We start from the raw sequence: 22,963 nt of genomic DNA, 5'->3' as shown, positions 1-22,963 counted from the left end.
GACTTTGCTTAGGACAATTACCCAGTTTCTTGGAGAGGCTGGGTTTTTTTTGGGTTAATATTAGTGTTAATAATAATCTGATTGCGTCCTTGTTGTTTGGCTTGATAGAGAGCGCGATCCGCTGCATTGACTAACTGCTCTGAACTCATCTTACAACTCGGAATTATACTCGAAATCCCTAAACTTAGGGTGATATATGGACTAACATCAGACTTGACATGAGGGCTTTGAAGTTGTCGAATTTGCTCTTGAATCAATTGGGCGACTTGAACCGCCCCCGAACCATCTGTATTCGGTAAAATCACCACAAATTCTTCACCCCCATAACGAGCGACTAAATCGGCTGGACGTCTAACGACTTGACTGATGGCTTGAGCAACTTGGATTAAACATTCATCGCCTTGTAGATGACCATAATAATCGTTGTAGGCTTTAAAATAATCTACATCACAAAGAATTAAAGACAAAGGTTGTTGTTCACGAGTTGCTCGACACCATTCTCGATTTAGAGTTTCATCAAAGCTGCGACGATTGGCAATTTGAGTCAAACCATCAATATTCGCTAAATACTGTAACTTTTTGTTGGCTTCTTCTAAAGCGGTTTGAATTCGCTGACGTTCAGTAATATCAGTTTGAATACCAATATAGTGCGTAATATTTCCTCCAGCATCTCGCACCGGAGAAATCGAGACTTCATTCCAAAACAGAGTTCCATCCTTACGATAGTTCCGCATGATTACTAAACAATCTTTTTCATTTTTTAAGGCATTCCGAATAATGTCTAAATTGGGTTGATCTCGATCTTCTCCTTGTAAAAAACGACAATTTTTACCGAAAACTTCTGATGCCGAATATCCGGTAATTTTTTCAAAAGCTTGATTAACATAAATAATCGGATTATTGGGTTGAGTGGCATCGGTAATAATCACACCATTGCGACAAGTAAAGATGGCTTGATTAAATAAACTTAACTGAATTTCTACTTCCTGTCTTTTAGTAATTTCTTGTCGAAGTTTCTGATTTTGTTCTTCTAACTGTTGTTTTTGGTGTTGTAGTTGTAACTGAAGTTGAACTCTCGCTAAAACTTCTTTAGTCTGAAAGGGTTTTGTAATATAATCAACTCCTCCGACTTCAAAAGCTTTCACTTTATTAAAAGCTTCATCAAGCGCACTCATAAAAATCACAGGAATCTCAGATGTGATTGGATTTTCTTTGATTTGTTGACAAACTTGATAACCATCCATCTCGGGCATGACAATATCGAGTAAAATCAAATCAGGTGGCTTAGAAAAGGCTGAGTTTAAAGCCATTTTCCCATTAATTGCTTTTCGGATCTTATAATTTTGCTGAGATAGCATCTGAGTTAAAATTTTTAGATTTTCGGGATGATCATCAACAATTAAAATATTTTCAGGTTGGGAAGATTCTAAAGAGTTACTCATTTTGTATAACTTCAATTAAATCAATAATTTTATCCAAACGAAAATTCTTAACACAATAGGTTAAAGCAGTTGCCAGAGAAGCTTGATTTTCAGGAATTTGAGTAATCAGTGTGAAAACCCTGTCATTATCTAAATCCATTGAGGCTTGATAAAGTTCCTCTAACCAATCTGCGGGCATAACTTTTAAGCTGTCTACATCTAAAGTAGAACTCATTTCTTTTTTCGTAGAGACATGGATTTCTTCATAAATAAAACGAACTCCTAAATGTTTTTCCAGCATTTCAAATATTATAGATTCTTGAAAGGGTTTCCGCACAAAGTCATCACATCCGGCTGAAAGAATAATATTTCTATTATCTTCTAATACACTAGCCGTAATCGCAATAATAGCCGTTGCTTCTCCTTTGGTTGTGGTTTTAATTTGTTTTGTAGCCTCAAAACCATCCATTACAGGCATTCTCATATCCATCCAAATTAAATGCGGTTCCCAATCTTGCCAAATTGTAATAGCTTCTTTGCCGTTACTTGCCTCTTGGAGTTCAAATCCTAAAGGATTCAGCAGTTGAATTAACAGTTTGCGGTTAATCAAATTATCATCAACAATTAAAAGCTTATAACAAGGTTGATTGGGTTTGAGGGCAATAATTCGACGCTGAAAGGTTTGGGTTTCTACTTCTATAGATTGAACTAAGTTTACCTGAATATTAAAGCTAAAAACAGTTCCAACTCCGACTTGACTTTGAACATGAATATCACCACCCATGAGACGTACAAACTTCTGACTAATCGCCAATCCTAAACCTGTTCCAACCTGGGCTTTTTTTCCGCTTTGAGTCTGACTAAAGGCTTCAAATAGTTGACTGAGTTCTTCTGAGGCGATTCCTACCCCTGTATCTTCGACTTCAAAGTAGAGGGTTTGATTTGAGGGTTCTGTTTCGGGAGTTGATAAGCTTTTAACTCTTATGAATACTCCCCCTTTCTTAGTGAACTTGATGGCGTTACCGAGTAAGTTTATTAAAACTTCCCGTAACTTCAACTCATCAGTTTGTACATACTGAGGAACATCATCTCCGCGTTGAAAATCTAATTGTAATCCTTGATTGATAGATTTCAGCTTAAATAAGTCTTCAATTTCATCTAAGAGTCGATACAGATCAAAATTATTAAGATTGAGAGTAATTTTTCCCGCTTCGATTTTCGACAAATCTAAAATATTATTAATGAGTGTGAGCAAATATTCCCCACTGTGATTAATAATATTAATACTTTCTTGATGTTCACTTGGAATATTTTCTGAACGAGCCATAATTTGAGAAAATCCCAGGATAGCATTGAGTGGTGTGCGTAATTCGTGGCTCATATTAGCAATAAAGGTACTTTTGGCAAGGTTAGCAACTTCGGCTTTTTCCTTGGCTTCTGCGAGTTCGGAGGTGCGTTGAGTAACTTGTGCTTCTAAGGTGCGGTTGTAGTCTGCTAAGAGTTGTTCGGCTTGTTTGCGTTGAGTAATATCTTGAAAAGCGGCGATCGCATAAATAATCTTACCTTGTTCATTATAAATCGGAGTTGCCCAAACTTCTATGGGTAAAATTTGATCAAGGTAGTGAAATTCCAGATCTTCTGTGTAAACAATTTCTCCTTTTAAAGCCCGAACAGCAGGTAAAGCAGTTGTGGGATAAAGTTTTCCGGTTCCAGCTTGATAAATTTGGTAAGCTTGACTCAGTTCGTGGGCATCCGCATTCAGAGGTGCTTGAATGTTTAAAAGTTGTCTACTGGTTTGATTTGCATAATACAGTTTTCCGGTGATATCGTGAACAGAAACTCCCACAGGTAAGGCTTCTAGATATTGAAATAGGCGACTTTCACTATTTTTGAGTTCTGCAAAAGAAGCTTGCAGTTGATGTGCCATTGTGTCAAAAGAATGGGCGAGTTCTCCCAGTTCATCGCTGCGTTTTATGTCTGTCGTTTTATCCCATTTTCCCAGGGCGATATCTTTAGCAGCTTGGTTTAATTTTAGAATCGGTTTGATCACCCAACGAGTTGTGATCATGCCTAAAATTAGGGCTACGCTTAAAGCAAGAATACATAAAATAATGGTCGTGCGAGTATTGGCATAAATCCTTGCCATAAAATCCGATTCCGGCACAACAATTATAACTAACCAATCTAATCCTGATTGGTTTTTGAAAGGAAGAATTTGAGCATAATATCTCTTTCTTTTATCGGTATATGCTATCTGTTTTGTCGTTGAAATTTGGGATAAATCTTTGTAGTGGCTTTCAAGATACTGACCCGCTATTTTAACAATTGGAGTATTGCTGTCTTTGAGTTTTAATCGTTGATACTCTTTTTGAAGGTTTTGGGTTTCTTTAACTTTGAAGGGAGTTTCATTGTTTGAACTTGCAATCAGTAACCCATTGCGTTCAATAATAAAAACTTCTCCAGACTGGCTGACTTCAACAGAACTTAGGAAGTTACTAATATTGATTAAACTCAGATTGACAGAAAAAACCCCGATTAATTCAGAATTTTTTTGATCGTAAAATGGATGGTAAGCATTGATAGCGAGAGAGGGATCGGCACCAATTTGAAAGAGTTCGCTCCATCCATAACTTTGGGTTTCAATGGCGGCTTTATACCAAGGTCGATCTCGAACATCAAAGGGATATAATGTCTCCAAGGGAGCAATAGGCTGACCTTGATTAAAAAGATAAACATTTAATGTTTTAGGATTACTAGAGTCGGCTATTCCCAGTTCAATTTGACCCTCTTTTAAAAGATTTCGATGAATTGTTCTAAATTTTCCTTGAGAACTTCCAAACATAATGGAAGTTACCGAGTCAAATTGTAAAATTTGAGTATATAGATGTCGTTCTAATTGTGATAAATTTGTTAAGTCAAGCTGACCAGTACGAACAGCATCTGCATTAATGCGATTAATCAGTTGAGGAGTGGCTAAGTAAGTATCTAAATAGAGTTCAATTCGATCTCCCACCTCATCCATTAACTGCTGTGCTAAGTCTTCAACGGCTTTTTGTCCGTTTTTAAAAGAAAGATACCCCACCAGTCCAACTGTTCCGAAGATTTGCAGCACAAAGGGAACAATCAACACAATTCGCAGGGGTAGTCTAGTAAAAATCGGAGTCAACAGATGAGGAAACGGTTTCATTGACAGAGCTGCCAATAGATTTGATCGGATTTAATTATTCCTATGATAACCCTGAGTCATGGAGTTCAGGTGTTTTTCGTACAATCAAGAGAGAGTTGAGGCTATATTATAAAACAAAACTCCCAGACAATAATCCGAGAGAGTGGTACTGAACTCTAGAAAAAATCTTTAAGCTTTGCTATAAGAAGCAGTCGTTTGGGCGATAGAAACTAGAGGTAATCCGGGTGGATAATTTCCTTCTGATTTAATGCGTTTAATCTCACCTTCAGGCACCGGAACTTTCATTTCAGTTAACACAGCCCGAACAATATCACCGCGATCAATCATACCGGCTACAGCCCCAGCCGGAGATAAAACGGTAATCCGAGAAAGTTTGTGTATTTCTAGATAATTAATCACCTCAAATAAAGGTGTTTTTTCCAAGATCGTGACTAATTGATCGAGGGGAGTCACCACATCATGTAGGGTTTGAGTATTCCATTGACTACGTTCAATGACTCGTAGGGAATCAATCGAAACCAACCCTCGATAACGACCCTGAGAAGCAGCAAAATAGACGGGAACAGTGTCCGGTGTAATTAGATATTCGTCGGCAAATTCTCGTAGGGTTAAATCTGCATCAACGACTCTAAATTCTCGGGTCATTGTTTTTTCTGCGGTGACATTGATCAAGATTTCTTGCAAATCAGTCATGCGATTATAAGAGGTGGCATTCCGCACCGCAAACCATCCAATAAAAGCAATCCACAAACCGCCAAATTGATTTTCTAATAAGAAGATTGTTAGTCCTAAAGAGATGGCGATCCAACCGATAGCTTGACCTGTTCTCGCCGCCCAGCGAACCCCTGCAAAACGACTTCCTGTGAATTTCCAAACGGCTGCTTTTAACACCTGACCCCCATCTAAAGGTAAGCCGGGAATCATATTAAATAAAGCTAAAACGAGGTTAATTCCTGCCAGGCGACCCGCTAAAGCACCTGTTAAACTCGATTCAGGCAAAACCTGAGCCATTAAACTCAAAACAAAAAACAGTCCTAAACTAACTAAAGGCCCAGCAATTGCGACTTGAAAAGCTTGACCTGGTGTTGTGGATTCGCGATCAATAGATGCAATTCCCCCGAATAAAAATAAGGTGATAGAATTGACTTGAATTCCTTGAGATTTGGCAACTAAACTATGCCCTAGCTCATGCAATAATACAGAGCCAAATAGTAATAGTGAGACGGCAAACCCGGCACTCCACGACAGAATTTGCCCCCACTTCAAGTAATCCTGGCTATTGGCAAGGGTTACAAGTAGTAAAATCAAAAACCAAGAAGAATCGATATAGAGCGGAATCCCAAATATTGATCCAATTCGCCAACCTGCTTGCATGAGCTTTATATCCTTAACTCTCGCTATTCCTGTTGTTGATACCCAGGATTGATAATGTTCTCTTTCTAGTGTACCAACAACGCTCGTCAGCTTGGGTTTAGAGGACGCCAGCATTCCCTAATCCGAGAATCATTCCGGCACCTAACAAATGTCCGAAACTGGCTGTTGCTAACAATTCTGGAACACCGAAGCCTGCAAATAAACCGGGTAACTGTACCGGAAGATCGGGGCCTTTACCTCGATTTTTTTGAGGAATCGCATAAAATCCAATGGCGATCGCAAATAAGTTACAGAGAATCATAACGAGTGCTACTTTTGGCGACCACTGCGGTGTGGAAGGAACGGTAGATTGCACAGCCAGAAGTAAAGATGAGTAAATCAAATTGGGTTCTCCTTTGGAATTAACTGATGTTAAAAAGGTTGTCAAATCTAATGATTATTTAGTATTATAGGAACTTGTTTTTGATCAGTATCAATTTGTTGAAATAATTAACATATTCGTTAAAATTCGCAACAATTTCAGACTAGATTAATAAATTTTTTCATCTAACTTCCGATAGATTTATCAAGGTCGTGATTAGGATTTGAGTTTAAAATTAAAAAATAGAGACTCAGGTATTGAAATGCGGGTTAAAATTTGTGGAATTACGAAACCAGATCAGGGAAAAGCGATCACTGAGTTGGGGGCGACGACTCTGGGATTTATTTGTGTTCAGAGTTCACCTCGGTTTATCACTCCTCAAGACATTCAAGCCGTGATTGAACTTTTACCGATAACAGTGGAACGAATCGGGGTTTTTGCTAATGCTAGCCTAGAGGAAATTCGTCAAACTCTAACTGAAGCGGAATTGACAGGAATTCAACTGCATGGTAATGAAACTGTAGAATTTTGCGATCGCCTACGTCAATTATTTCCCCATTTAGAAATCATTAAAGCCATTCGAGTGAAAACACCAGAAGCGTTATTATTAGCCGAAACTTATATTCATCACGTTGATAGTTTGCTCTTAGATGCCTATCATCCTCAACAATTGGGAGGAACAGGTCACACTTTAGATTGGAATAGTTTACAACAATTTCGTCCGGCAGTCCCGTGGTTATTAGCAGGCGGTTTAACCCCAGATAACGTGTTAGAAGCGTTGAATTTATTAAAGCCGGATGGGATTGATTTATCGAGCGGTGTTGAACAGTCTCCCGGTGATAAAGATTTAGCCAAAGTTAGGCAATTATTTAAAGTTCTATCTGAGAATTAACGAGGATTCAAACTATATCTGAGAATTGATTCTCAATCCAGTCGGGGCGCTCTTGTTTGCGCCCTAAATCCCAAAACGGATTAAAATTAATCCAAATAGTCTTCTCCAACTTCTTCAATTGCGGGCGGTTCATCACCGGGAGTTCTTAACTCCTCAACCAACCTTTGAACTGACTCCGGTGGTGGTGGTGTTACGCGAGAAACCCCAAAGGTGACGATGAAGTTGAGAATCATCCCTAATGTGCCAATTCCCTCCGCCGAAACCCCAAAAAACCAGGGTTCCATGTTGTAGAATTTCACCCCAAGAATGTAGAACATTGTGAAGGCTAAACCGACAATCATTCCGGCAATTGCTCCTTCTCGGTTTGTGCGTTTATCAAACACTCCCAGAATAATAACCGGGAAGAAACTTGCTGCTGCTAACCCAAAAGCAAACGCCACAACTTGAGCCACAAATCCAGGGGGATTTACCCCAAAATATCCAGCAATTGCGATCGCAAATCCGACCATAATTCGACCCACCATCACCCGCAAAGATTCCGAGGCTCCGGGGTTAATCATGCGATAATAAACGTCGTGAGCAACCGAACTAGAGATGACAAGTAATAAACCGGAAGCTGTTGATAAAGCGGCGGCTAATCCTCCAGCAGCAACTAATGCAATTACCCAAGGGGCTAATTTGGCGACTTCTGGAGTGGAAAGAACGATGATATCCCGGTCAATTGTGATTTCGTTGGTTTCGGGATCAGGGGTGAGTTGAAAGCGTCCGTCTTGGTTTTTATCATCAAAGGCTAAAAGTCCGGTTTGTTCCCATTTATTCGCCCAATCTAACTGACGCACTTCTTGGATAGGTTGGTCATGTAAAGTGGTAATTAAGTTATAACGAGCAAAAGAAGCAAGTGCAGGTGCAGTAGTGTATAAAAGGGCAATAAATAATAACGCCCAACCCGCAGAATATCGAGCAGCACGAACATCAGGAACGATCTAAACCGGACGATAACATGAGGTAAACCTGCGGTTCCCACCATTAACGCAATGGTAATAAACAGCACGTCTAACATGGATTTATTCACAAAGGGTTGGGTGTATTCTTGAAACCCTAAATCCGTTTGAATTTGGTTGAGTTTGGGAATGATATCGCCGAAGGGAAAACTGACTTGGGGAATGGGATTTCCGGTTAGAAGCAGGGAAATGGCGATCGCCGGAATTAAGAAGGCAAAAATCAATACTACATATTGAGCAACTTGTGTCCAAGTAATGCCTTTCATTCCCCCCAAAACCGCAAAAAATCCGACGATAACCATGCCAATTACAACACCCGTTTCGATGTTGACTTGCAGGAAGCGACTAAAGACAATTCCCACCCCCCGCATTTGTCCGGCGACGTAGGTTAGGGAGACAAAAATTGCCGCAACAACAGCCACCAAACGGGCAATATTGGAGTAATAGCGATCGCCAACAAAATCGGGAACCGTGTACTTTCCAAACTTGCGTAAATAGGGGGCGAGAAGCAAGGCTAACAACACGTAACCGCCCGTCCATCCCATCAAATAAATTGAACCATCGTATCCCAAAAAAGAGATTAATCCCGCCATCGAAATAAATGAAGCGGCCGACATCCAATCCGCAGCGGTGGCGGCACCATTTGCCAGGGAAGGAACCCCTTGTCCGGCGACATAAAATCCTTTACTATCTCGAACTCTTGAACTCCAACCAATATAGAGATAGAGAATAAATGAGATGAGAACAAAAATAGTCGTCCAAACTTCTACAGACATGATTTAATCTCTCCTGTTAATATTATATTTGCGATCAAGTTTATCCATCTGATGAGCATAGACAAAAATCAGAATAACAAACACATAAATTGATCCTTGTTGGGCAAACCAAAAGCCTAACGGGACGTTACCAAGAGAAATGTTATTCAACACAGGAACCAGAAGAATTCCGCATCCTAAAGAAACAAAAGCCCAAATCAGTAGGAGTGTGATAATTAATTTGGTATTGGCACGCCAATAAGCTTGATGCCGTTCTTGAGAGTCTTGATTCATGGTATTCTAGAGAGTTGGGAAAAACGAACCCCGGAACTTTTTCAGGGTTCAATATTCTACTATTTTTAATCAAAGGGTTAATCGTCAGACTAAATACTATAAATCAAATTCAACTCTATTCAATACAATTTAATCAAATTTAATCAAATTCAGTCTTTCTAAAGCTCAAATTTGCACTCAATTTGCATCAAAAGTTGTTGAATTGTCCCATTGAGAACAACAATTCTACCCTTGAGGCACTATACTGATGGCTTATAATACCAGTAATCTGTTCTTGATTTACAAAAAAAACTGAACTGACCGGGGAATGGCTATGGAGAGAATTCTGAGACAAGGATACAAGGCACAGAGGTAATTTATGAATTCCTCTGACTGTTCACTTCCCACTCTCTATCAATCATTAGTCGGCAATATTTAAGTATTTTTTATTCAGAAACAATAGTCGGAATTTCTGATAAATTGTCTTTAACTGTAGAGAAACGTTCTATCGTCATCTGTTGCAAAACTTTTAAAATAAACTGAGGATGAAACAAAGCTGTTGGTGGCTTTAGCATATAAATAACTTTCATCTAGGTATAATAAAGATGATGATTTTCGTTGGTTATTTTAAAGAGTTGATCGATATATTTTTGTAAAATTAAAGTCGAGAGAGGAGATTGCATCACCTGTTTATAAACAATCTCCTCCTGAAAATTACCTGAATTGACTCATTTATAAATCTGGTTTATAGTAGTCTTCAGATTTAATATCTCCGATCAAATTCGGATCTTTATTAATGCACCCATTCTTTTTTACGAACTGACAAACCCGTGCTGATAACCTGGATCTTGTTCCTGGAGGCCCAGAAGAAAATAAGACTTTATCTCCTCCTGCTGCTTTAACGATTCTCACCTTACAAACAGGGCAAACTTGAGCTTGCTGGTCAGGCATAGATATTTACTCATCCATCTTGACGTTTGAGATATCCTAGCATGATTTATTGAAAATAATGTATATCTAGAGACAGATTTCAATAAAATTTTGCAAGTAGGATCTTATCTCTTGGGAAAATAATCTCTTATAATTGTAGCCATTGATTTAATATTTTATAAATTTTAACTAAGCCCCGTAAATGAGATTTATCCGAACGTCCGTAGAGAAAATCAGACAGACTCATTTTATAATTTTGTTGAACTGCTAAATCTAACCAGAGGTTATTAAAAGCTTGTCCGCGAACATAATTAGGAACGTTTTCTTGATAATAAGAATAGTGATCGAGACAGGTATTGAAAAAGTTTTTACGTCCTCGATTTTGAAGGTACGTTAAACGAGGTTTGAATGCTGTTTGATTTTTTAAAACCGTATGAATAGTATCCGCTAAAGATTCCGAATCAAACTTTGCATATAAACCTACTCCTTCAGGAAAGGCACCATCTTGACCTCGCAGATATTGATTAAACTCATCAAAACAAATTACCGGAAGATTACAACTCATCGCTTCACTCAAAAAGCGATTTTTTCCTTCTAAAAGAGAACCCAATACCCCAACTTTTGCACTAGAATAATAAACGGGCATTTGTTGATAATAATCAGCCCAAGGAACTAAATTAATATACTCAAATGGATCACCTAAAATGGCTTCAATTTGCCTCCATTCCCGGCGAGCATGAGAATCTAATTGCTCAACTCCGTTAAAATTATGTAAACCGGGAATCAAAGTCATCTTGATTTTTGTGCCATATTTATGATGATAAATTTTTAATGCTTTTGCAATAATTGGAATATTTTTTTCTGCTGACAGTCGAGAAACACATAAAACATCAATATCTTTTTGAGGAACAGATTTAGGTGCGATTACATATTCATTAATAAAATCGGAGTCATAGCAAGAAAAGAGAATTTTATTAGCCCGTTCAGGATAGGTTTGACGAAACCAATGATTTCGATGAGGATTATCATAAATAGAAGAATAGGAATCAGCCGTATTGGACCAAGGAAAAGCCGCATACATTGAATAAGCATGAGCGAAAAAATATTGCGACAGTTGGGGTAATACTTTGTTCAACAAATCGACTGATTCACTCAAATACAAACCTTTAATTAATCTTCCTTCATAGCGAACAGGAGGTAAAACGACAAAAAAACTAACAGTGTTAAAGCGATCAGGTTCATTTTCAAAAATTTCATAGGTATAAGCATCTAAATCTGCATAGATTTCTTCTAGAGGCTTATTTACATTCGGATTATGAAAATATTGGCGCAGACGTTCGTAATTTCCTTGTCCCATAAACTTTAACAATTTATGATTAATTTTAGGTAATAAAGTCGCTCAATAAATAATGTTATACATAAAACAATAATTTTGTCAACTCTCAAATTCAGTTAAAGTTAAACTGTTTCTCAGGTAAAACTCATCTAACTCATCTTAAATTGAAATTGTAATGTACCTAAATTTAGCATAGATTTGTGCAGCTTAGACTCAGTGCGAATTGTCCTCAAAATTTTCCCGAAGACCACCAGAATTCACTGGATTTAGATCGGGTGATTGTTATCATTCCAGTCTTGAATGAAGAAACCACAATTGCTACAGTAATTAAGTCCTTACAACAGTTGGATTTGACTCAAATCCGAGTGGTTGATAATGGGAGTATTGATCATAGTGTAGCAGAAGCAAAACAGGCTGGTGCAGAGGTTTTTATTGAACCTAAACCCGGTTATGGTCGTGCTTGTTGGCGAGGATTGCAACAACTTCCTTCTCATATTGAATGGATTTTATTTTGTGATGGAGATGGTAGTGATGATCTCAGTGAGTTACCGCAATTTTTTACCGATAAAACTACAGATTTTATTTTAGGAAATCGTCGGGCTACTTCTCAAGGACGGGCGGCGATGACTCCGGTTCAAAACTTTGGAAATGGACTCGCAACATTTCTGATTCATTTAGGTTGGGGTTATCGTTATTATGATTTAGGGCCTTTGCGATTAATTCGTCGTTCCGCTTTAGAATCTATTCAAATGCAAGATCGAGGCTTTGGATGGACAGTAGAAATGCAAGCGAGGGCGGTAGAATTGGGTTTAAGTATTCGGGAAATTCCGGTTAATTATCATCATCGCCAAGGAGGAAAATCTAAAATTTCAGGTACATTATCAGGAAGTTTAAAAGCCGGAACAATCATTCTCACAACGCTAGGTAAGTTGTATAGCAAAAATAGATTAGAAAACACCAAAATAGAAAAAATTAAAGTTAATTATCCTATTCTTAAGGTGTTAAGTTCTCTGCTATTAATACTCGGTTGTTTTTGGATTATTCCCTATGGAGACTTTCGCCAAGTTGGGGCAGTTCCTCAATTTTGGATCGGGATAACCCTGATGAGTCTCGGATTTATTTTGAGTTGGGGAATTGAATGTATTTATGGAATTTGGTTTTGGGCAATCGCAATTCTTTCTCGGTTGTTATTATTACCCATGTATCCCGGTGATGATGTCTGGCGATATCTCTGGGAAGGCTACATTCAAAACCTCGGATTTAATCCCTATCTTTTACCTCCTAATGCACCTGAACTTATTCCCTATCATACCGCTTGGTGGTCATTGATAAATCATCTTGATCACGCGGCAATTTATCCTCCTTTAACTCAGTTAGGCTTTAAGATTTTAGCTGCAATCTCTCCTTCAATTCTTTTGTTTAAAATTGCTTTTATTGGTGCAGATTTAGGGATCTGTTGGCTTCTCAGTCGTCGGTTTAACTATACAAAAACACTGCTGTATGCTTGGAATCCTTTAATTATTTATACTTTTGCAGGAGGCGCTCACTACGATAGTTGGTTCATCTTACCCTTGGTCGCAGGATGTTTAATTTCAAATTATAAAAATCAAAGTTGGATTGCGGTTTGGATTGGAATTAGTATTGCGATAAAATGGATGTCTTTACCCATTTTATGTTTATTAGCTTGGTTACAGCTTCCTCGGTTTAAATCTGCTATAATGGTATTATTATTAGGAACTTTACCTTTAATATTGAGTGCGATTCCCTTCTGTTCAACGGTAAGCTGTCCTATCATTCCTACAGGTTCCAGTTTTGTGAATAACGGACGCAGTGCAGAATTTTTTCCCTTTATTCTTCATTTATTTTGGCAACCGAAAACTCTAGCAAACTCCATTTATTTGATGCCGTTAACTTTAGTATTAATCGGGGGATTGTTATATTTCCAATCTCAAAAAAATAAACTATTTAATGGCTGGTATTTTTCCTCTAATCACTTATTTTACTTCTCTGAATTTTATCTAATTTCTTTACTCATAGTTTCTCCCATTATTCATGCTTGGTATTTTACATGGCTCGTTCCCTTTGCCGTTGTTAGTCGTAATTTAGGAACTCGTTTGGTGAGTATTTCAGCATTTATTTATTTCGTATTACAACACCGTAAAGCATTGGGAGATTTGAGTTGGTATTTGACGTTAAACGAACGACTTTTAATGTGGCTACCTTTTATTTTAGGTTGTGTATGGATGGTTTTTAAACCTCATCTGTTCAAGCCTAATCCATCAATTGACTCAAAATAATCTCAATCCAATTGAACCTCTACTCATAACGATGAATAACTTCAAAACTTTAATTATACTCATTCCAATCCTGTTTTTAATCTCCAGTTGTGCGACGGAAACTACACCCTTAAATCTGGACACAAATCATTCAAACTCAATCGAGTCTAGCGTAACTTTAGCTGCAACTAAACCCTTTAACTATCAAAAATATCAACAAGTTCTTTCTACCTATGTCGATCAAGAAGGAAAAGTTAACTACAAAGTCTTGAAAGAAAATCGTCAAGTATTAGATACATTTAATGCGTCTTTAGCGACTCTTTCTCCTGATACTTTTGCCAACTGGACAGAGAAAGAAAAAATTGCATTTTGGATTAATGCTTATAACTCATTAACGTTACTGGCTATTATTGAAAACTATCCTAGTAAAAGCATTCGTGACATTCCTGGAGTGTGGACAAGAATTCAATTTAAGGTCATTGGAAAAGAGGTGACATTAGATGAAATTGAACATAAAATATTGCGTGTTCAATTCAACGAACCTCGCATACATATGGGATTAGTTTGTGCTTCTATTGGTTGTCCGATATTACTTCAGGAACCCTATATCGGAGATAAACTTGACGAACAACTCAATAAACAAACCCGTAGATTTATAGCCCTTAATCAGAATTTTAAAATTGATAAACAAGACAATAAAGTTTATCTATCCTCGATCTTTAAATGGTTTGGTGAAGATTTTATTCCCAGTTTCAAGGTTCAAGAAAAATTTACAGGCAGTGATAAAGAACGTGCGGTCTTAAACTTTCTCAGTCAATATCTCGATGAATCAGAACAAGAGTATTTGATGAATGGAAAATATCAGATTAAATATCTTGATTATGACTGGTCACTTAACGATCAATAAATAGTTGATGTGGATGGGGTACATCAGAAGATGGAATAAGTAACTTTATTTTAACTTTCCAATCTGATGCCCCCTACAATAAGTTTTTATTCGGTAAAATAACTAAACGGTAGTTAATTCTCGATGTTCAATTGTTGTACCTAATACTTTCAGAAATTCCGCCAACCAACGAGGATGAGCAGGCCATGCGGGTGCAGTGACTAAATTACCATCAACCACCGCTTCATCAACAGGAATCTCTACATATTCTCCGCCTGCCATTTTTATATCAGGATGACAAGCCGGATAAGCTGAACAGCGTTTTCCTTGAATTACATTAGCTGCGGCTAACAGTTGGGCACCATGACAAATTGCGGCAATTGGTTTATCAGTTTGGGCAAAATGTTTGACCATTTCTATTACTTGTTGATTTAAGCGAATGTATTCAGGAGCGCGTCCACCGGGAATCACCAAAGCGTCATAATTTTTAACATTAATCTGATCAAAGGTGGCGTTTAATTTAAAATTATGACCGGGTTTTTCGCTGTAGGTTTGATCTCCTTCAAAGTCATGAACCGCAGTCCGAACCGTTTCCCCCGCTTTTTTGTTGGGACAAACCGCATGAACTGTATGACCAACCATCTGTAACGCCTGGAAGGGAACCATACATTCGTAGTCTTCCACAAAATCACCGACGATCATCAAAATTTGTTTTGCAGTCATATTAAACCTCTGCAATTTGGCACTGATTTATTCTTAGCACGAATTTCCGAAAATTGGCGATCGCAATTTGTAGTAACGTTTAGTTTATTTTCAGCTTGGGAATGACGACGAATTGAGAAAAAGCCATGAAACTCAGAATTTTAACCGCAATCTTCTTGTTCCCGTTGGCGTGGACTGAACCTGTTTTTGCAGAAACTTCGCCCGGACAACACTTTGATTCTTTAACTGCACAAAACTCAATAATACTGGCTCAAAATCCCTCTATAACGTTGGGAGAAGCGGCCGATTTGGTGAGTGAATGGTTGGACGCAAAATCTAGGATTTTTGCCCCTCCTTTTGACCGTCGAACTTTAGAACAGTTTACCACGGGCGAACTGTATCAAGATACTTTAAAATCCATTGATTTTTTAATTGAAAACGATGGCTATTATGAATACGGCGTGCAGAAAGTAGAAACCGTTGAACGATTTGCAGCGGCTGGAAATAAAGCAACAATTGAAGTTAAGGTAACAGAAGATACCACCTTTTACCAAAATGGTGAGGTCAAAGACAGTAATTTTAATACTCAAAAAGTTCGCTATAAACTTGAGTATCGAGATGGAATTTGGAAGATAGCTAATTTTCAAGTCCTTAATTAAATTCCATTTTTAAAGGGCTTTTTTCTGGGGTGTTTTGCTTCTATAATATGTTGATCGAGTAGAGTTAAATATTCATCTCTGAGCCATTCAATTAATTGGGGACGGTTATTTTTTAAAATCTCATCTAGATCACCTGACATTAGTTAGCGATCTCATAATCGATTTCACCTTGAGAAATTGTTTTCAGAATTTGTATGGATAAAGCATCCCCCGATGTGGCGGTTAAACTCCATTCTAAAAATTCTTCGACCAAACTTTCAGCAATCACTTTAAATTGAACTATCGGCTTCTGTAAATAACTGATTTTGAGATGCACTGACACTTTCTAAATAGTGAATTAATTGTTTATTTCCTGAGTCCAAAGCCTGATTAAATTGACTGACTAAATTTTGATAGTCACTCTCAACTCGCTGCACTTGTTCCTGTTCGGCTTGCAAAGAAACGTGCAACTGTTCAACTAAATTTTTATAAGTATTTTGCAGGCGTTCACCCTCGGTATGCAACTGTTCTACCAAGTTCTCATAGACGCTTTCAACCCGTTTAACTTCCTCTGCGGTGATCTTCGCCAACTCTTGCAATTGAGCCATGCGATCGCTTGCATTTAACCCCTTTAAATATGGGTTGTAATTGCCGATAAAAAAGCGGATACTATAATTTAGGGGATAGATTAGTGACTCAAGCTATCCCCGGATCGCCTATGAGAAAACAATCATAACAGATAACAATCGAGAAAGTTCATCTGACTGATATTAATTTACTATACAGTTGATAGAAATTCAAAAACCTTCTCCAGCTTTCAGATCCCTATACTCTATCTTCTGTTACCTCTATTTTCTGTAATTAACCCCCTATAAGGAGATATCGTAACTCCATTAACAAGTGCTGATTGCAGTCACCTTAGACGGAATATAGTCATAAATTGTCTCCTCATATCTCCCATCTAAATATTCACGGCGTAAGCGAATTCTTCGGATTTCGTAAACCGCTCTATCAGGAATAAATATAATCCAAACATCCCGAGTAAATGCCCCAAATGTCGGATCACAGTATTGCAGTTTATGGGTAATATTCCAGTTGTTTTCTTGATGGTAATAACAGTTTTTACCCGTTGGAATATGACTAAAGTTATAAAACGGATTTCGTCTTACACAGTTCATTCCTGTTCCGATAAACACTCGATCTTGTTCTGTAAAGTAATCCGTTAATATTTCTAAAGTTCTCATCCAAGAGGCTTTAGTTCGGAAGTCCAGAAGATATCCTAACTTTTGCATAACGGACTTAATATATGATGTCGTTATATCATCAGGATGACAGGCTAAAAGTTGGGCAATTTTTTTCTTGATATCATAGAGATTCATAACCCGTTTCTCTTACAACACTCCATCCTCATAATATACAGTATGAAGGAAAAAAATAGAAGCCTTTATTTAAAGATTTTTGATCGGATTTAGTCGGCTTGATCGTTGATCATATTTATTGGGATCAACTTTCAGAAAGCTGGATAAGTAAACGGGCCAATTCTCTAATTTATTCTATGATCATCATCAGCTCGATAATCAAGAAAGTGATTCATGCTTCCCGTTTGTTCTGGAGACATATAAGCCAAGGTTCCTTTTAATACACTTAGATTTTTGAGGGAAGGATTTTTGAGGGATAACAATGTGTAAATCTCAAAGTCATTCATAAAAATAGTGAAGACTTGTCCCTCACACGCTTCAATTCTTTTAGAGAGTTGCAGTTTGAATAAAGATTTTCAAAAAATCTTCATTATTTCCCTTCAATACCCATCCTGATACAATGCTCTCATACCCGGTTTTCATCCTCCTAATTTATATAATAGATAAAGCGACAGCTACACCCTGGCTAGTTTAGCTATCATACCAAACCTGTTCCAGGTTAGATCAAAAATTAATTTATCTCTGTGAGTCAATCCTTTCTCTATTCCGTAGCCAACTTAATAATATTGTTGTCCTTTATGATACAGAAATAATGAACCAACTTCCTCTGTTCTTAGCTGTTAGTATACTTTCCGCCAATCCAATATTGATACATCCTGTTCGCTTTGAAGGGCCGGCTGTGGGTAATTTTGTCTGTAAATATAAATATAAAATTGGCGACGGGGATTGGACATATGTTAGCAGTGGTGGTTCAACTCGCGCTCAAGCTAGAATCAGACGCACCAGAGATATTCAATACTTAGAAAGAAAAGCACAGGAGGCGGGTTTGAGTTTTGAGGCGCATAAACTTTTTTGTGAAAATCCTTGGGGGGGTGACAGCAATCGGGGAGATTGAGGATGAAGTGAGAAGGATGCCAGAAATTAGCCCCTTAAGCTTTTTGAGATAATTTTTAATTAAGTTTCAGATCAAAGATCTGTAGAATTATTTTCCGTATTTGATATAAGATAATTGAAATTGATTATCAATTGATAAAAATGTAATCTGAGGATAATTAGGTGTTGTTGTGACTCTATATCATCTAAAATCGGCACAGTTAGCGGGAATGGCAGCGGTTAACTCTATCTCTATCTTGAGCACTTTCTTTCAGAATCAGAGTAGATAAAATAGCATATTTTGCTCAGAAAAACGATCTCTATACAAATCGTGACATAGACAACCATTTTTCCCTTAAAACCCTTTGTAGGAGGGCATTCTCTCAATTAAATTTACTGTTGAAAATCCCTCAAAATCCCGCTCTTACGACCGAAGAAGCAAAGGACAATCAAAAGCTAAATTTTTATAAAAAATAAACTGAGTAGAAATACAGAGATGTTAATTTAATAAATACAGCTAGATAGGAATAGATTTCAAAAGGCTGACGCGAACTCTACTCAACAGGAGTTAAACAATTGAATAAGAATGAAAATCAGCCTCAACAGGGTCAAAAAGGTAAAAGCTGGAGCTTTAGATACTTTGGAGGAACTCGCACCCCCTCCCCAACCTCGGACTCACAGGAACCGACGGCGCCAAAGTCTTTCCCTCTAACTCAAGCCCGGTCTGGAACGCGGGTGTGGGTGGTGGGTTTTCGCGGCAAAGGCGGAATGAGCCGGATGTTGGGAATGGGACTCACTCCCGGTATCGAACTGCAAGTTTTAAGCACGCAAAACAGCGGCTCCGTCGTGGTAGCCATTGCCGATAACCGCCTGGGGTTGGGGGCGGGAATGGCAGAAAAAATCATGGTGACAGACGAACCCCTCAACACTCAACAGGAGGAACCCAAAATGGAAACTCAAGAAACTTCTATTTATCTGCGAGAAATCCCCTCGGGAACCGCCGGGCGCATCCTGGGCTACGAAAAAGCGTACCGGGCCTACAAAAGCAAACTGCTCTCGATGGGACTCACCCCCGGAACCGAATTTACGGTGATTCGGGTTGCCCCCTTTGGCGATCCGATCGAAATCAACGTGCGGGGGTTCAACCTCAGCCTCCGCAAACAAGAAGCCGATGCCTTAATTGTCGAAGTCCTCAGTCAAACCTAAACCCGAAAGGAGTTGAAGATGGCACCCCTCAAACCGATAATTGCCCTAATTGGCAACCCCAACTGCGGCAAAACAACACTGTTCAACGCCCTCACCGGATCGAACCAGCGCACCGGCAACTGGCCCGGAGTCACCGTCGATCGCAAAGAGGGACAATTCAAATATCAAAATACAACCATAACCGTCGTCGATCTGCCGGGAGTCTATTCCCTCGACGCCGAAGACACCGCCACCGGGATGGATGAACTGGTCGCCCGGGATTATCTCCTGTCGGGAGAAGCGGAACTGGTAATCAATATTGTCGATGGTTCCAACCTGGAGCGCAACCTTTATTTAACAACCCAGTTAATGGAAATGCGCCTGCCGATGGTGGTGGCCTTAAACATGATGGATATTGCCGAAAAAAGGGGCATTACCATCGATCCCGAACGGCTCGCCCAACGCCTGGAACTGCCCGTGATTCCCATTGTCGCGGCCGAAAGCCGGGGCGTCAAAGGCCTGATCGAAACCATCGGCCAGATGTTCAAACAATTAACGCGATCGCCCCATTATGTCGCGTATCCGGCGGTGATCGAAGACGCGATCAACGAACTGATCCCCTACATTACCGAACACAGCCACCTCCGCATCGTCGAACCCCGTTGGACGGCTTTAAACCTCCTCCAATACGATGAACGGGTCGCCCCGGAACTGGCAACGCCCCAACTGACCAATATTGTCGCCCGACACCGCCACACCATTCACCAAGTTCTGGGCGAAGATATCGATATATTAGTTGCTGACAGCCGCTACGGGTTCATCCAAAACCTCACCCAAGACGCCACCGAACGGGTCGGACAGGCCAGCGGCCACCTCTCAGACAAAATCGACAGCATCGTTCTCAACCGTTGGCTGGGGGTGCCGATTTTCCTGGGCGTGATGTACCTGATGTTTTTGTTTACCATCAACGTCGGCAGCGCTTTTATTGACTTTTTCGATATCCTGGCGGGTACGATTTTTGTCGAGGGTTTGGGGCGGGTGTACAACAGTATCGGTATGCCGGGATGGTTGGTGGCCCTGTTGGCTGACGGCGCCGGGGGCGGTATTCAAACCGTCGCCACCTTTATTCCCGTGATCGGGTTTATGTTCCTGTTTCTGTCGATGCTGGAAGATTCCGGCTACATGGCCCGGGCTGCGTTTGTGATGGATCGGGTGATGCGGTTTATCGGACTCCCCGGTAAGTCTTTTGTGCCGATGCTGGTGGGGTTTGGCTGCAACGTTCCGGCGATCATGGCAACCCGCACGTTGGAAAATTCTCGCGATCGCCTGATGACAATTATGATGAACCCGTTCATGTCCTGCGGGGCGAGATTGCCGGTTTACGCGCTGTTTGCGGCGGCTTTCTTCCCGGTTGGCGGTCAAAACGTGGTTTTCGGACTGTATCTTTTGGGCATTTTGGCGGCGATTTTTACCGGGCTGGTGATGAAACACACCATCCTGAAAGGGCAAATTTCGCCGTTTGTGATGGAGTTGCCCCCCTACCATTTGCCCCGGATGAAAGGCGTGTTGCTGCGAACTTGGGATCGCCTGCAAGCCTTTTTGTGGAGGGCGGGAAAAATCATCGTGCTGATGGTGATGGTTTTGGGTTTGTTGAATTCTTTGGGAACTGACGGTTCTTTCGGAAATCAGGATAGCAAAGATTCCCTTCTCAGTGTCAGCAGCCAGGCGGTGACGCCGATATTTGCGCCGATGGGTGTGACTCAAGAAAATTGGCCGGCGACGGTGGGGATTTTTACGGGCGTGTTTGCCAAAGAAGCGATGGTCGGGACTTTAGATGCAGTATACGGTCAATTAGCAATTCAAGACAATCCCGAACTGGCGGCCGAGGATGAATTTAGTTTTTGGGGCAATGTCGGGGAGGCGTTTGCGAGTATTCCCGCGAATTTGGCCGAACTTCCGAGCGCCGTACTCGATCCGTTGGGGTTAAATATTGGCAGCGTTGATAATACAGAAACCGCCGCCGCAGAACAAGAAGTTACCCTCGGAACGTTTGGGGCGATGGCGAAGCGGTTCGATGGCAAGGTCGGGGCGTTTGCCTATTTGCTGTTTGTATTATTGTATCTTCCCTGCGTTTCGGCGACGGCGGCCGTGTACCGGGAAACGAATCTGAATTGGACGGTATTTGTGGCATTTTGGACGACGGGAATGGCTTATATTGTTGCCACGAGTTTCTATCAAATTGCCCGCTTTGGCGAACATCCGGTTTTCTCTTCCCTCTGGTTGTTGGCGATGGGAATACTAACGGTTGGAACCCTGTTTGTGTTGCGGATGGCGCGTCCGGTTCGCCGTCAAACTTCCCCAGAGGCAACTGCAATGGATTTGTAATCAATTAAGGGAAAGTTACGATGATTTTAACCGAATTGCAAAATTATCTCGCCCAACGGGGTAAGGCGTCGTTATCTGAAATGGAAGTTCATTTTCGCACCGATGGCGAAGCGTTGCGGGGAATGCTGAACCGGCTCGTTCGTAAAGGTAGAGTTCACAAACAATGTATCGAAAAATGTGGCGGGTGTAGCCACTGTCAAACCGAAAGCTTTGAACTTTACGAATGGGTGGGAAAAAATAATTGATTTTTACCCCCTCGGCTTTTAAAGAATGGGTCTAATCGTCAGGCCCATTTTCGTTTTTAAAGATCGTTATCGATGTGGTTTGGGTATGAGTTGGAGAAGCAAAAACTACGTTTCTTTCCACTCGCTAAGAACTCCAACCCCACTTCAATTGTTTTTTAATCTTTCCTTTTTGACTTCCGTTCCAAATATTCAGAGAGTCGCTTAACCGCCGATTCCAACCCCGGCAAATAATTGGCTTGAGCATCCCAAACTCGCTCTAAATCAATGCCGTTCAAATAATCGTGGACTAAAACATTTCTAAATCCAGATCATGCCCGCCAATCAACATCCGGCGCTTCTGCTTTTCAATCATCCGAAAGCTGTTGTGTTGACTCCGCCATTGTTTGCAACCTTCTTAATACTGCATCCTGCACCAAAGAATTATTCATAAAATTTTCCCGAACGTTGCCTGTATAATCTCGAATGCGATCGATACACTCCAAAATATGCACCAAATAAACGCGATCGCGTTCCGGGTTCATAACGGTTTTGCCTCGCTCAATACTCGTTCTTTAATCAAAGGACTTAACCCTTGTTCCGTCACAATATCCACCCGACAGCCCAACAAATCCTGCAAGTCCATCAGTAACCCACCCGGAAACCAAGGAGTCGTTTTTTCCAAATCATAATCAATCAAAAAATCAATATCGCTTGTTTCTTTTTCCTCTCCCCTTGCTACCGAACCAAACACCCGCACATTAAACGCGCCATGTCGGGCGGAAATTTTGATAATTTCATCGCGTTTTTCTTGTAATAATCTCATTAATGACATGGCTTTTTTAGAAA

The 22,963-nt window shown here is 39.9% G+C and carries 24 protein-coding genes and 1 pseudogene; 8 read left to right on the top strand and 17 right to left on the bottom strand.

From position 1 onward, the window contains the following. Nucleotides 1-17: 17 nt before the first annotated feature. The 4 genes from M595_RS01810 to psaK all read right to left on the bottom strand — a co-directional run bounded on the left by M595_RS01810 (nucleotide 18) and on the right by psaK (nucleotide 6,364). On the bottom strand, nucleotides 18-1,442 hold the full coding sequence (locus M595_RS01810) for a diguanylate cyclase domain-containing protein (RefSeq protein ID WP_023064197.1): 1,425 nt from the start codon (nucleotides 1,440-1,442) through the stop codon (nucleotides 18-20). Further along, on the bottom strand, nucleotides 1,435-4,608 hold the full coding sequence (locus tag M595_RS01805; RefSeq protein WP_023064172.1) for an ATP-binding protein: 3,174 nt from the start codon (nucleotides 4,606-4,608) through the stop codon (nucleotides 1,435-1,437). The genes M595_RS01810 and M595_RS01805 overlap by 8 nt, the downstream gene beginning before the upstream one ends. A gap of 168 nt (nucleotides 4,609-4,776) precedes the next feature. Next, the gene (locus M595_RS01800) at nucleotides 4,777-5,982 is read right to left on the bottom strand and encodes a site-2 protease family protein (protein WP_023064118.1); all 1,206 of its coding nucleotides are present in this window, start codon (nucleotides 5,980-5,982) and stop codon (nucleotides 4,777-4,779) included. Nucleotides 5,983-6,079: 97 nt separating this feature from the next. After that, a complete protein-coding gene (psaK, locus tag M595_RS01795; RefSeq protein ID WP_040483441.1) occupies nucleotides 6,080-6,364 on the bottom strand; it encodes a photosystem I reaction center subunit PsaK in 285 nt (94 codons plus the stop codon). Between the two features lie 241 nt (nucleotides 6,365-6,605). Between psaK and M595_RS01790 the strand changes: the two genes are divergently transcribed. Next, the gene (locus tag M595_RS01790; RefSeq protein WP_023064096.1) at nucleotides 6,606-7,235 is read left to right on the top strand and encodes a phosphoribosylanthranilate isomerase; all 630 of its coding nucleotides are present in this window, start codon (nucleotides 6,606-6,608) and stop codon (nucleotides 7,233-7,235) included. Nucleotides 7,236-7,321: 86 nt separating this feature from the next. Here the strand turns inward: M595_RS01790 and M595_RS32840 are convergent, their stop codons facing one another. The 6 genes from M595_RS32840 to M595_RS01770 form a co-directional block, all read right to left on the bottom strand. Then, nucleotides 7,322-8,164: a VC_2705 family sodium/solute symporter gene (locus M595_RS32840; protein ID WP_338041578.1), complete on the bottom strand. Its 843-nt coding sequence runs from the start codon at nucleotides 8,162-8,164 to the stop codon at nucleotides 7,322-7,324. Then, the gene (locus M595_RS32835) at nucleotides 8,107-9,012 is read right to left on the bottom strand and encodes a VC_2705 family sodium/solute symporter (RefSeq protein WP_023064187.1); all 906 of its coding nucleotides are present in this window, start codon (nucleotides 9,010-9,012) and stop codon (nucleotides 8,107-8,109) included. Before M595_RS32835 ends, M595_RS32840 begins: the two co-directional genes overlap by 58 nt. 3 nt (nucleotides 9,013-9,015) lie before the next feature. After that, nucleotides 9,016-9,285 carry a DUF4212 domain-containing protein gene (locus tag M595_RS01780; protein WP_023064184.1) on the bottom strand — a complete coding sequence of 90 codons (270 nt, stop codon included), beginning with the start codon at nucleotides 9,283-9,285 and terminating at the stop codon, nucleotides 9,016-9,018. Nucleotides 9,286-9,710: 425 nt separating this feature from the next. Further along, nucleotides 9,711-9,839, bottom strand: a complete 129-nt coding sequence (locus M595_RS32645) for a hypothetical protein (RefSeq protein ID WP_023064125.1) — start codon at nucleotides 9,837-9,839, stop codon at nucleotides 9,711-9,713. 157 nt (nucleotides 9,840-9,996) lie between these two features. Then, a complete protein-coding gene (gene nblD / locus M595_RS33115) occupies nucleotides 9,997-10,215 on the bottom strand; it encodes an NblD family protein (RefSeq protein WP_023064071.1) in 219 nt (72 codons plus the stop codon). A 127-nt stretch (nucleotides 10,216-10,342) separates the two neighbouring features. Further along, nucleotides 10,343-11,551, bottom strand: a complete 1,209-nt coding sequence (locus tag M595_RS01770; RefSeq protein ID WP_023064218.1) for a glycosyltransferase — start codon at nucleotides 11,549-11,551, stop codon at nucleotides 10,343-10,345. A 179-nt stretch (nucleotides 11,552-11,730) separates the two neighbouring features. On the opposite strand from M595_RS01770, the gene M595_RS01765 reads away from it, so the two are divergent. Together M595_RS01765 and M595_RS01760 are read left to right on the top strand one after the other, a co-directional pair. Continuing rightward, nucleotides 11,731-13,827: a glycosyltransferase family 2 protein gene (locus M595_RS01765; protein WP_023064200.1), complete on the top strand. Its 2,097-nt coding sequence runs from the start codon at nucleotides 11,731-11,733 to the stop codon at nucleotides 13,825-13,827. A 31-nt stretch (nucleotides 13,828-13,858) separates the two neighbouring features. Next, nucleotides 13,859-14,713, top strand: coding sequence for a DUF547 domain-containing protein (locus tag M595_RS01760; RefSeq protein ID WP_023064146.1), 855 nt, complete (start codon nucleotides 13,859-13,861; stop codon nucleotides 14,711-14,713). 102 nt (nucleotides 14,714-14,815) lie between these two features. Here M595_RS01760 and M595_RS01755 read toward each other — a convergent pair whose 3' ends face one another. Next, nucleotides 14,816-15,415, bottom strand: coding sequence for a DJ-1/PfpI family protein (locus M595_RS01755; RefSeq protein ID WP_023064095.1), 600 nt, complete (start codon nucleotides 15,413-15,415; stop codon nucleotides 14,816-14,818). Nucleotides 15,416-15,540: 125 nt separating this feature from the next. On the opposite strand from M595_RS01755, the gene M595_RS01750 reads away from it, so the two are divergent. Then, entirely contained in the window at nucleotides 15,541-16,053 is a 513-nt protein-coding gene (locus M595_RS01750; RefSeq protein WP_023064258.1) for an ARC6/PARC6 family protein, read from the top strand. On the opposite strand, the gene M595_RS30960 is transcribed toward M595_RS01750, so the two are convergent. The 4 genes from M595_RS30960 to M595_RS01740 form a co-directional block, all read right to left on the bottom strand. Beyond that, nucleotides 16,050-16,193, bottom strand: coding sequence for a hypothetical protein (locus tag M595_RS30960; RefSeq protein WP_023064078.1), 144 nt, complete (start codon nucleotides 16,191-16,193; stop codon nucleotides 16,050-16,052). The genes M595_RS01750 and M595_RS30960 overlap by 4 nt on opposite strands. Further along, a complete protein-coding gene (locus M595_RS32640; protein WP_023064093.1) occupies nucleotides 16,193-16,321 on the bottom strand; it encodes a hypothetical protein in 129 nt (42 codons plus the stop codon). Before M595_RS32640 ends, M595_RS30960 begins: the two co-directional genes overlap by 1 nt. Before the next feature lies 1 nt (nucleotide 16,322). Next, complete coding sequence (locus tag M595_RS01745) at nucleotides 16,323-16,640, bottom strand: hypothetical protein (protein ID WP_023064260.1); 318 nt, start codon at nucleotides 16,638-16,640, stop codon at nucleotides 16,323-16,325. 285 nt (nucleotides 16,641-16,925) lie between these two features. After that, complete coding sequence (locus M595_RS01740; protein WP_023064264.1) at nucleotides 16,926-17,411, bottom strand: hypothetical protein; 486 nt, start codon at nucleotides 17,409-17,411, stop codon at nucleotides 16,926-16,928. 631 nt (nucleotides 17,412-18,042) lie between these two features. Here M595_RS01740 and M595_RS01735 point away from each other — a divergent pair. The 4 genes from M595_RS01735 (at nucleotide 18,043) to M595_RS01720 (ending at nucleotide 22,138) form a co-directional block, all read left to right on the top strand. Further along, nucleotides 18,043-18,345, top strand: coding sequence for a hypothetical protein (locus M595_RS01735; protein ID WP_040483417.1), 303 nt, complete (start codon nucleotides 18,043-18,045; stop codon nucleotides 18,343-18,345). A 554-nt stretch (nucleotides 18,346-18,899) separates the two neighbouring features. Further along, on the top strand, nucleotides 18,900-19,529 hold the full coding sequence (locus M595_RS01730; protein WP_023064257.1) for a FeoA family protein: 630 nt from the start codon (nucleotides 18,900-18,902) through the stop codon (nucleotides 19,527-19,529). An 18-nt stretch (nucleotides 19,530-19,547) separates the two neighbouring features. After that, nucleotides 19,548-21,893 (top strand): Fe(2+) transporter permease subunit FeoB, encoded by a 2,346-nt coding sequence (feoB, locus tag M595_RS01725; protein WP_023064114.1) that lies wholly within the window; start codon nucleotides 19,548-19,550, stop codon nucleotides 21,891-21,893. 20 nt (nucleotides 21,894-21,913) lie between these two features. After that, nucleotides 21,914-22,138 (top strand): FeoC-like transcriptional regulator, encoded by a 225-nt coding sequence (locus M595_RS01720; protein WP_023064225.1) that lies wholly within the window; start codon nucleotides 21,914-21,916, stop codon nucleotides 22,136-22,138. 155 nt (nucleotides 22,139-22,293) lie between these two features. Here M595_RS01720 and M595_RS32055 read toward each other — a convergent pair. Continuing rightward, a pseudogene (locus M595_RS32055) lies at nucleotides 22,294-22,659 on the bottom strand (HepT-like ribonuclease domain-containing protein). Further along, the gene (locus tag M595_RS01710) at nucleotides 22,656-22,949 is read right to left on the bottom strand and encodes a nucleotidyltransferase family protein (protein ID WP_023064152.1); all 294 of its coding nucleotides are present in this window, start codon (nucleotides 22,947-22,949) and stop codon (nucleotides 22,656-22,658) included. The pseudogene M595_RS32055 and the gene M595_RS01710 overlap by 4 nt, the downstream one beginning before the upstream one ends. Between the last annotated feature and the right edge of the window lie 14 nt (nucleotides 22,950-22,963).

The organism is Lyngbya aestuarii BL J (assembly GCF_000478195.2).
GTDB classification, from domain to species: domain Bacteria; phylum Cyanobacteriota; class Cyanobacteriia; order Cyanobacteriales; family Microcoleaceae; genus Capilliphycus; species Capilliphycus aestuarii.
Note: the sequence above shows the minus strand (reverse complement) of the source record. Positions and strands in the feature narration are given on the sequence as shown.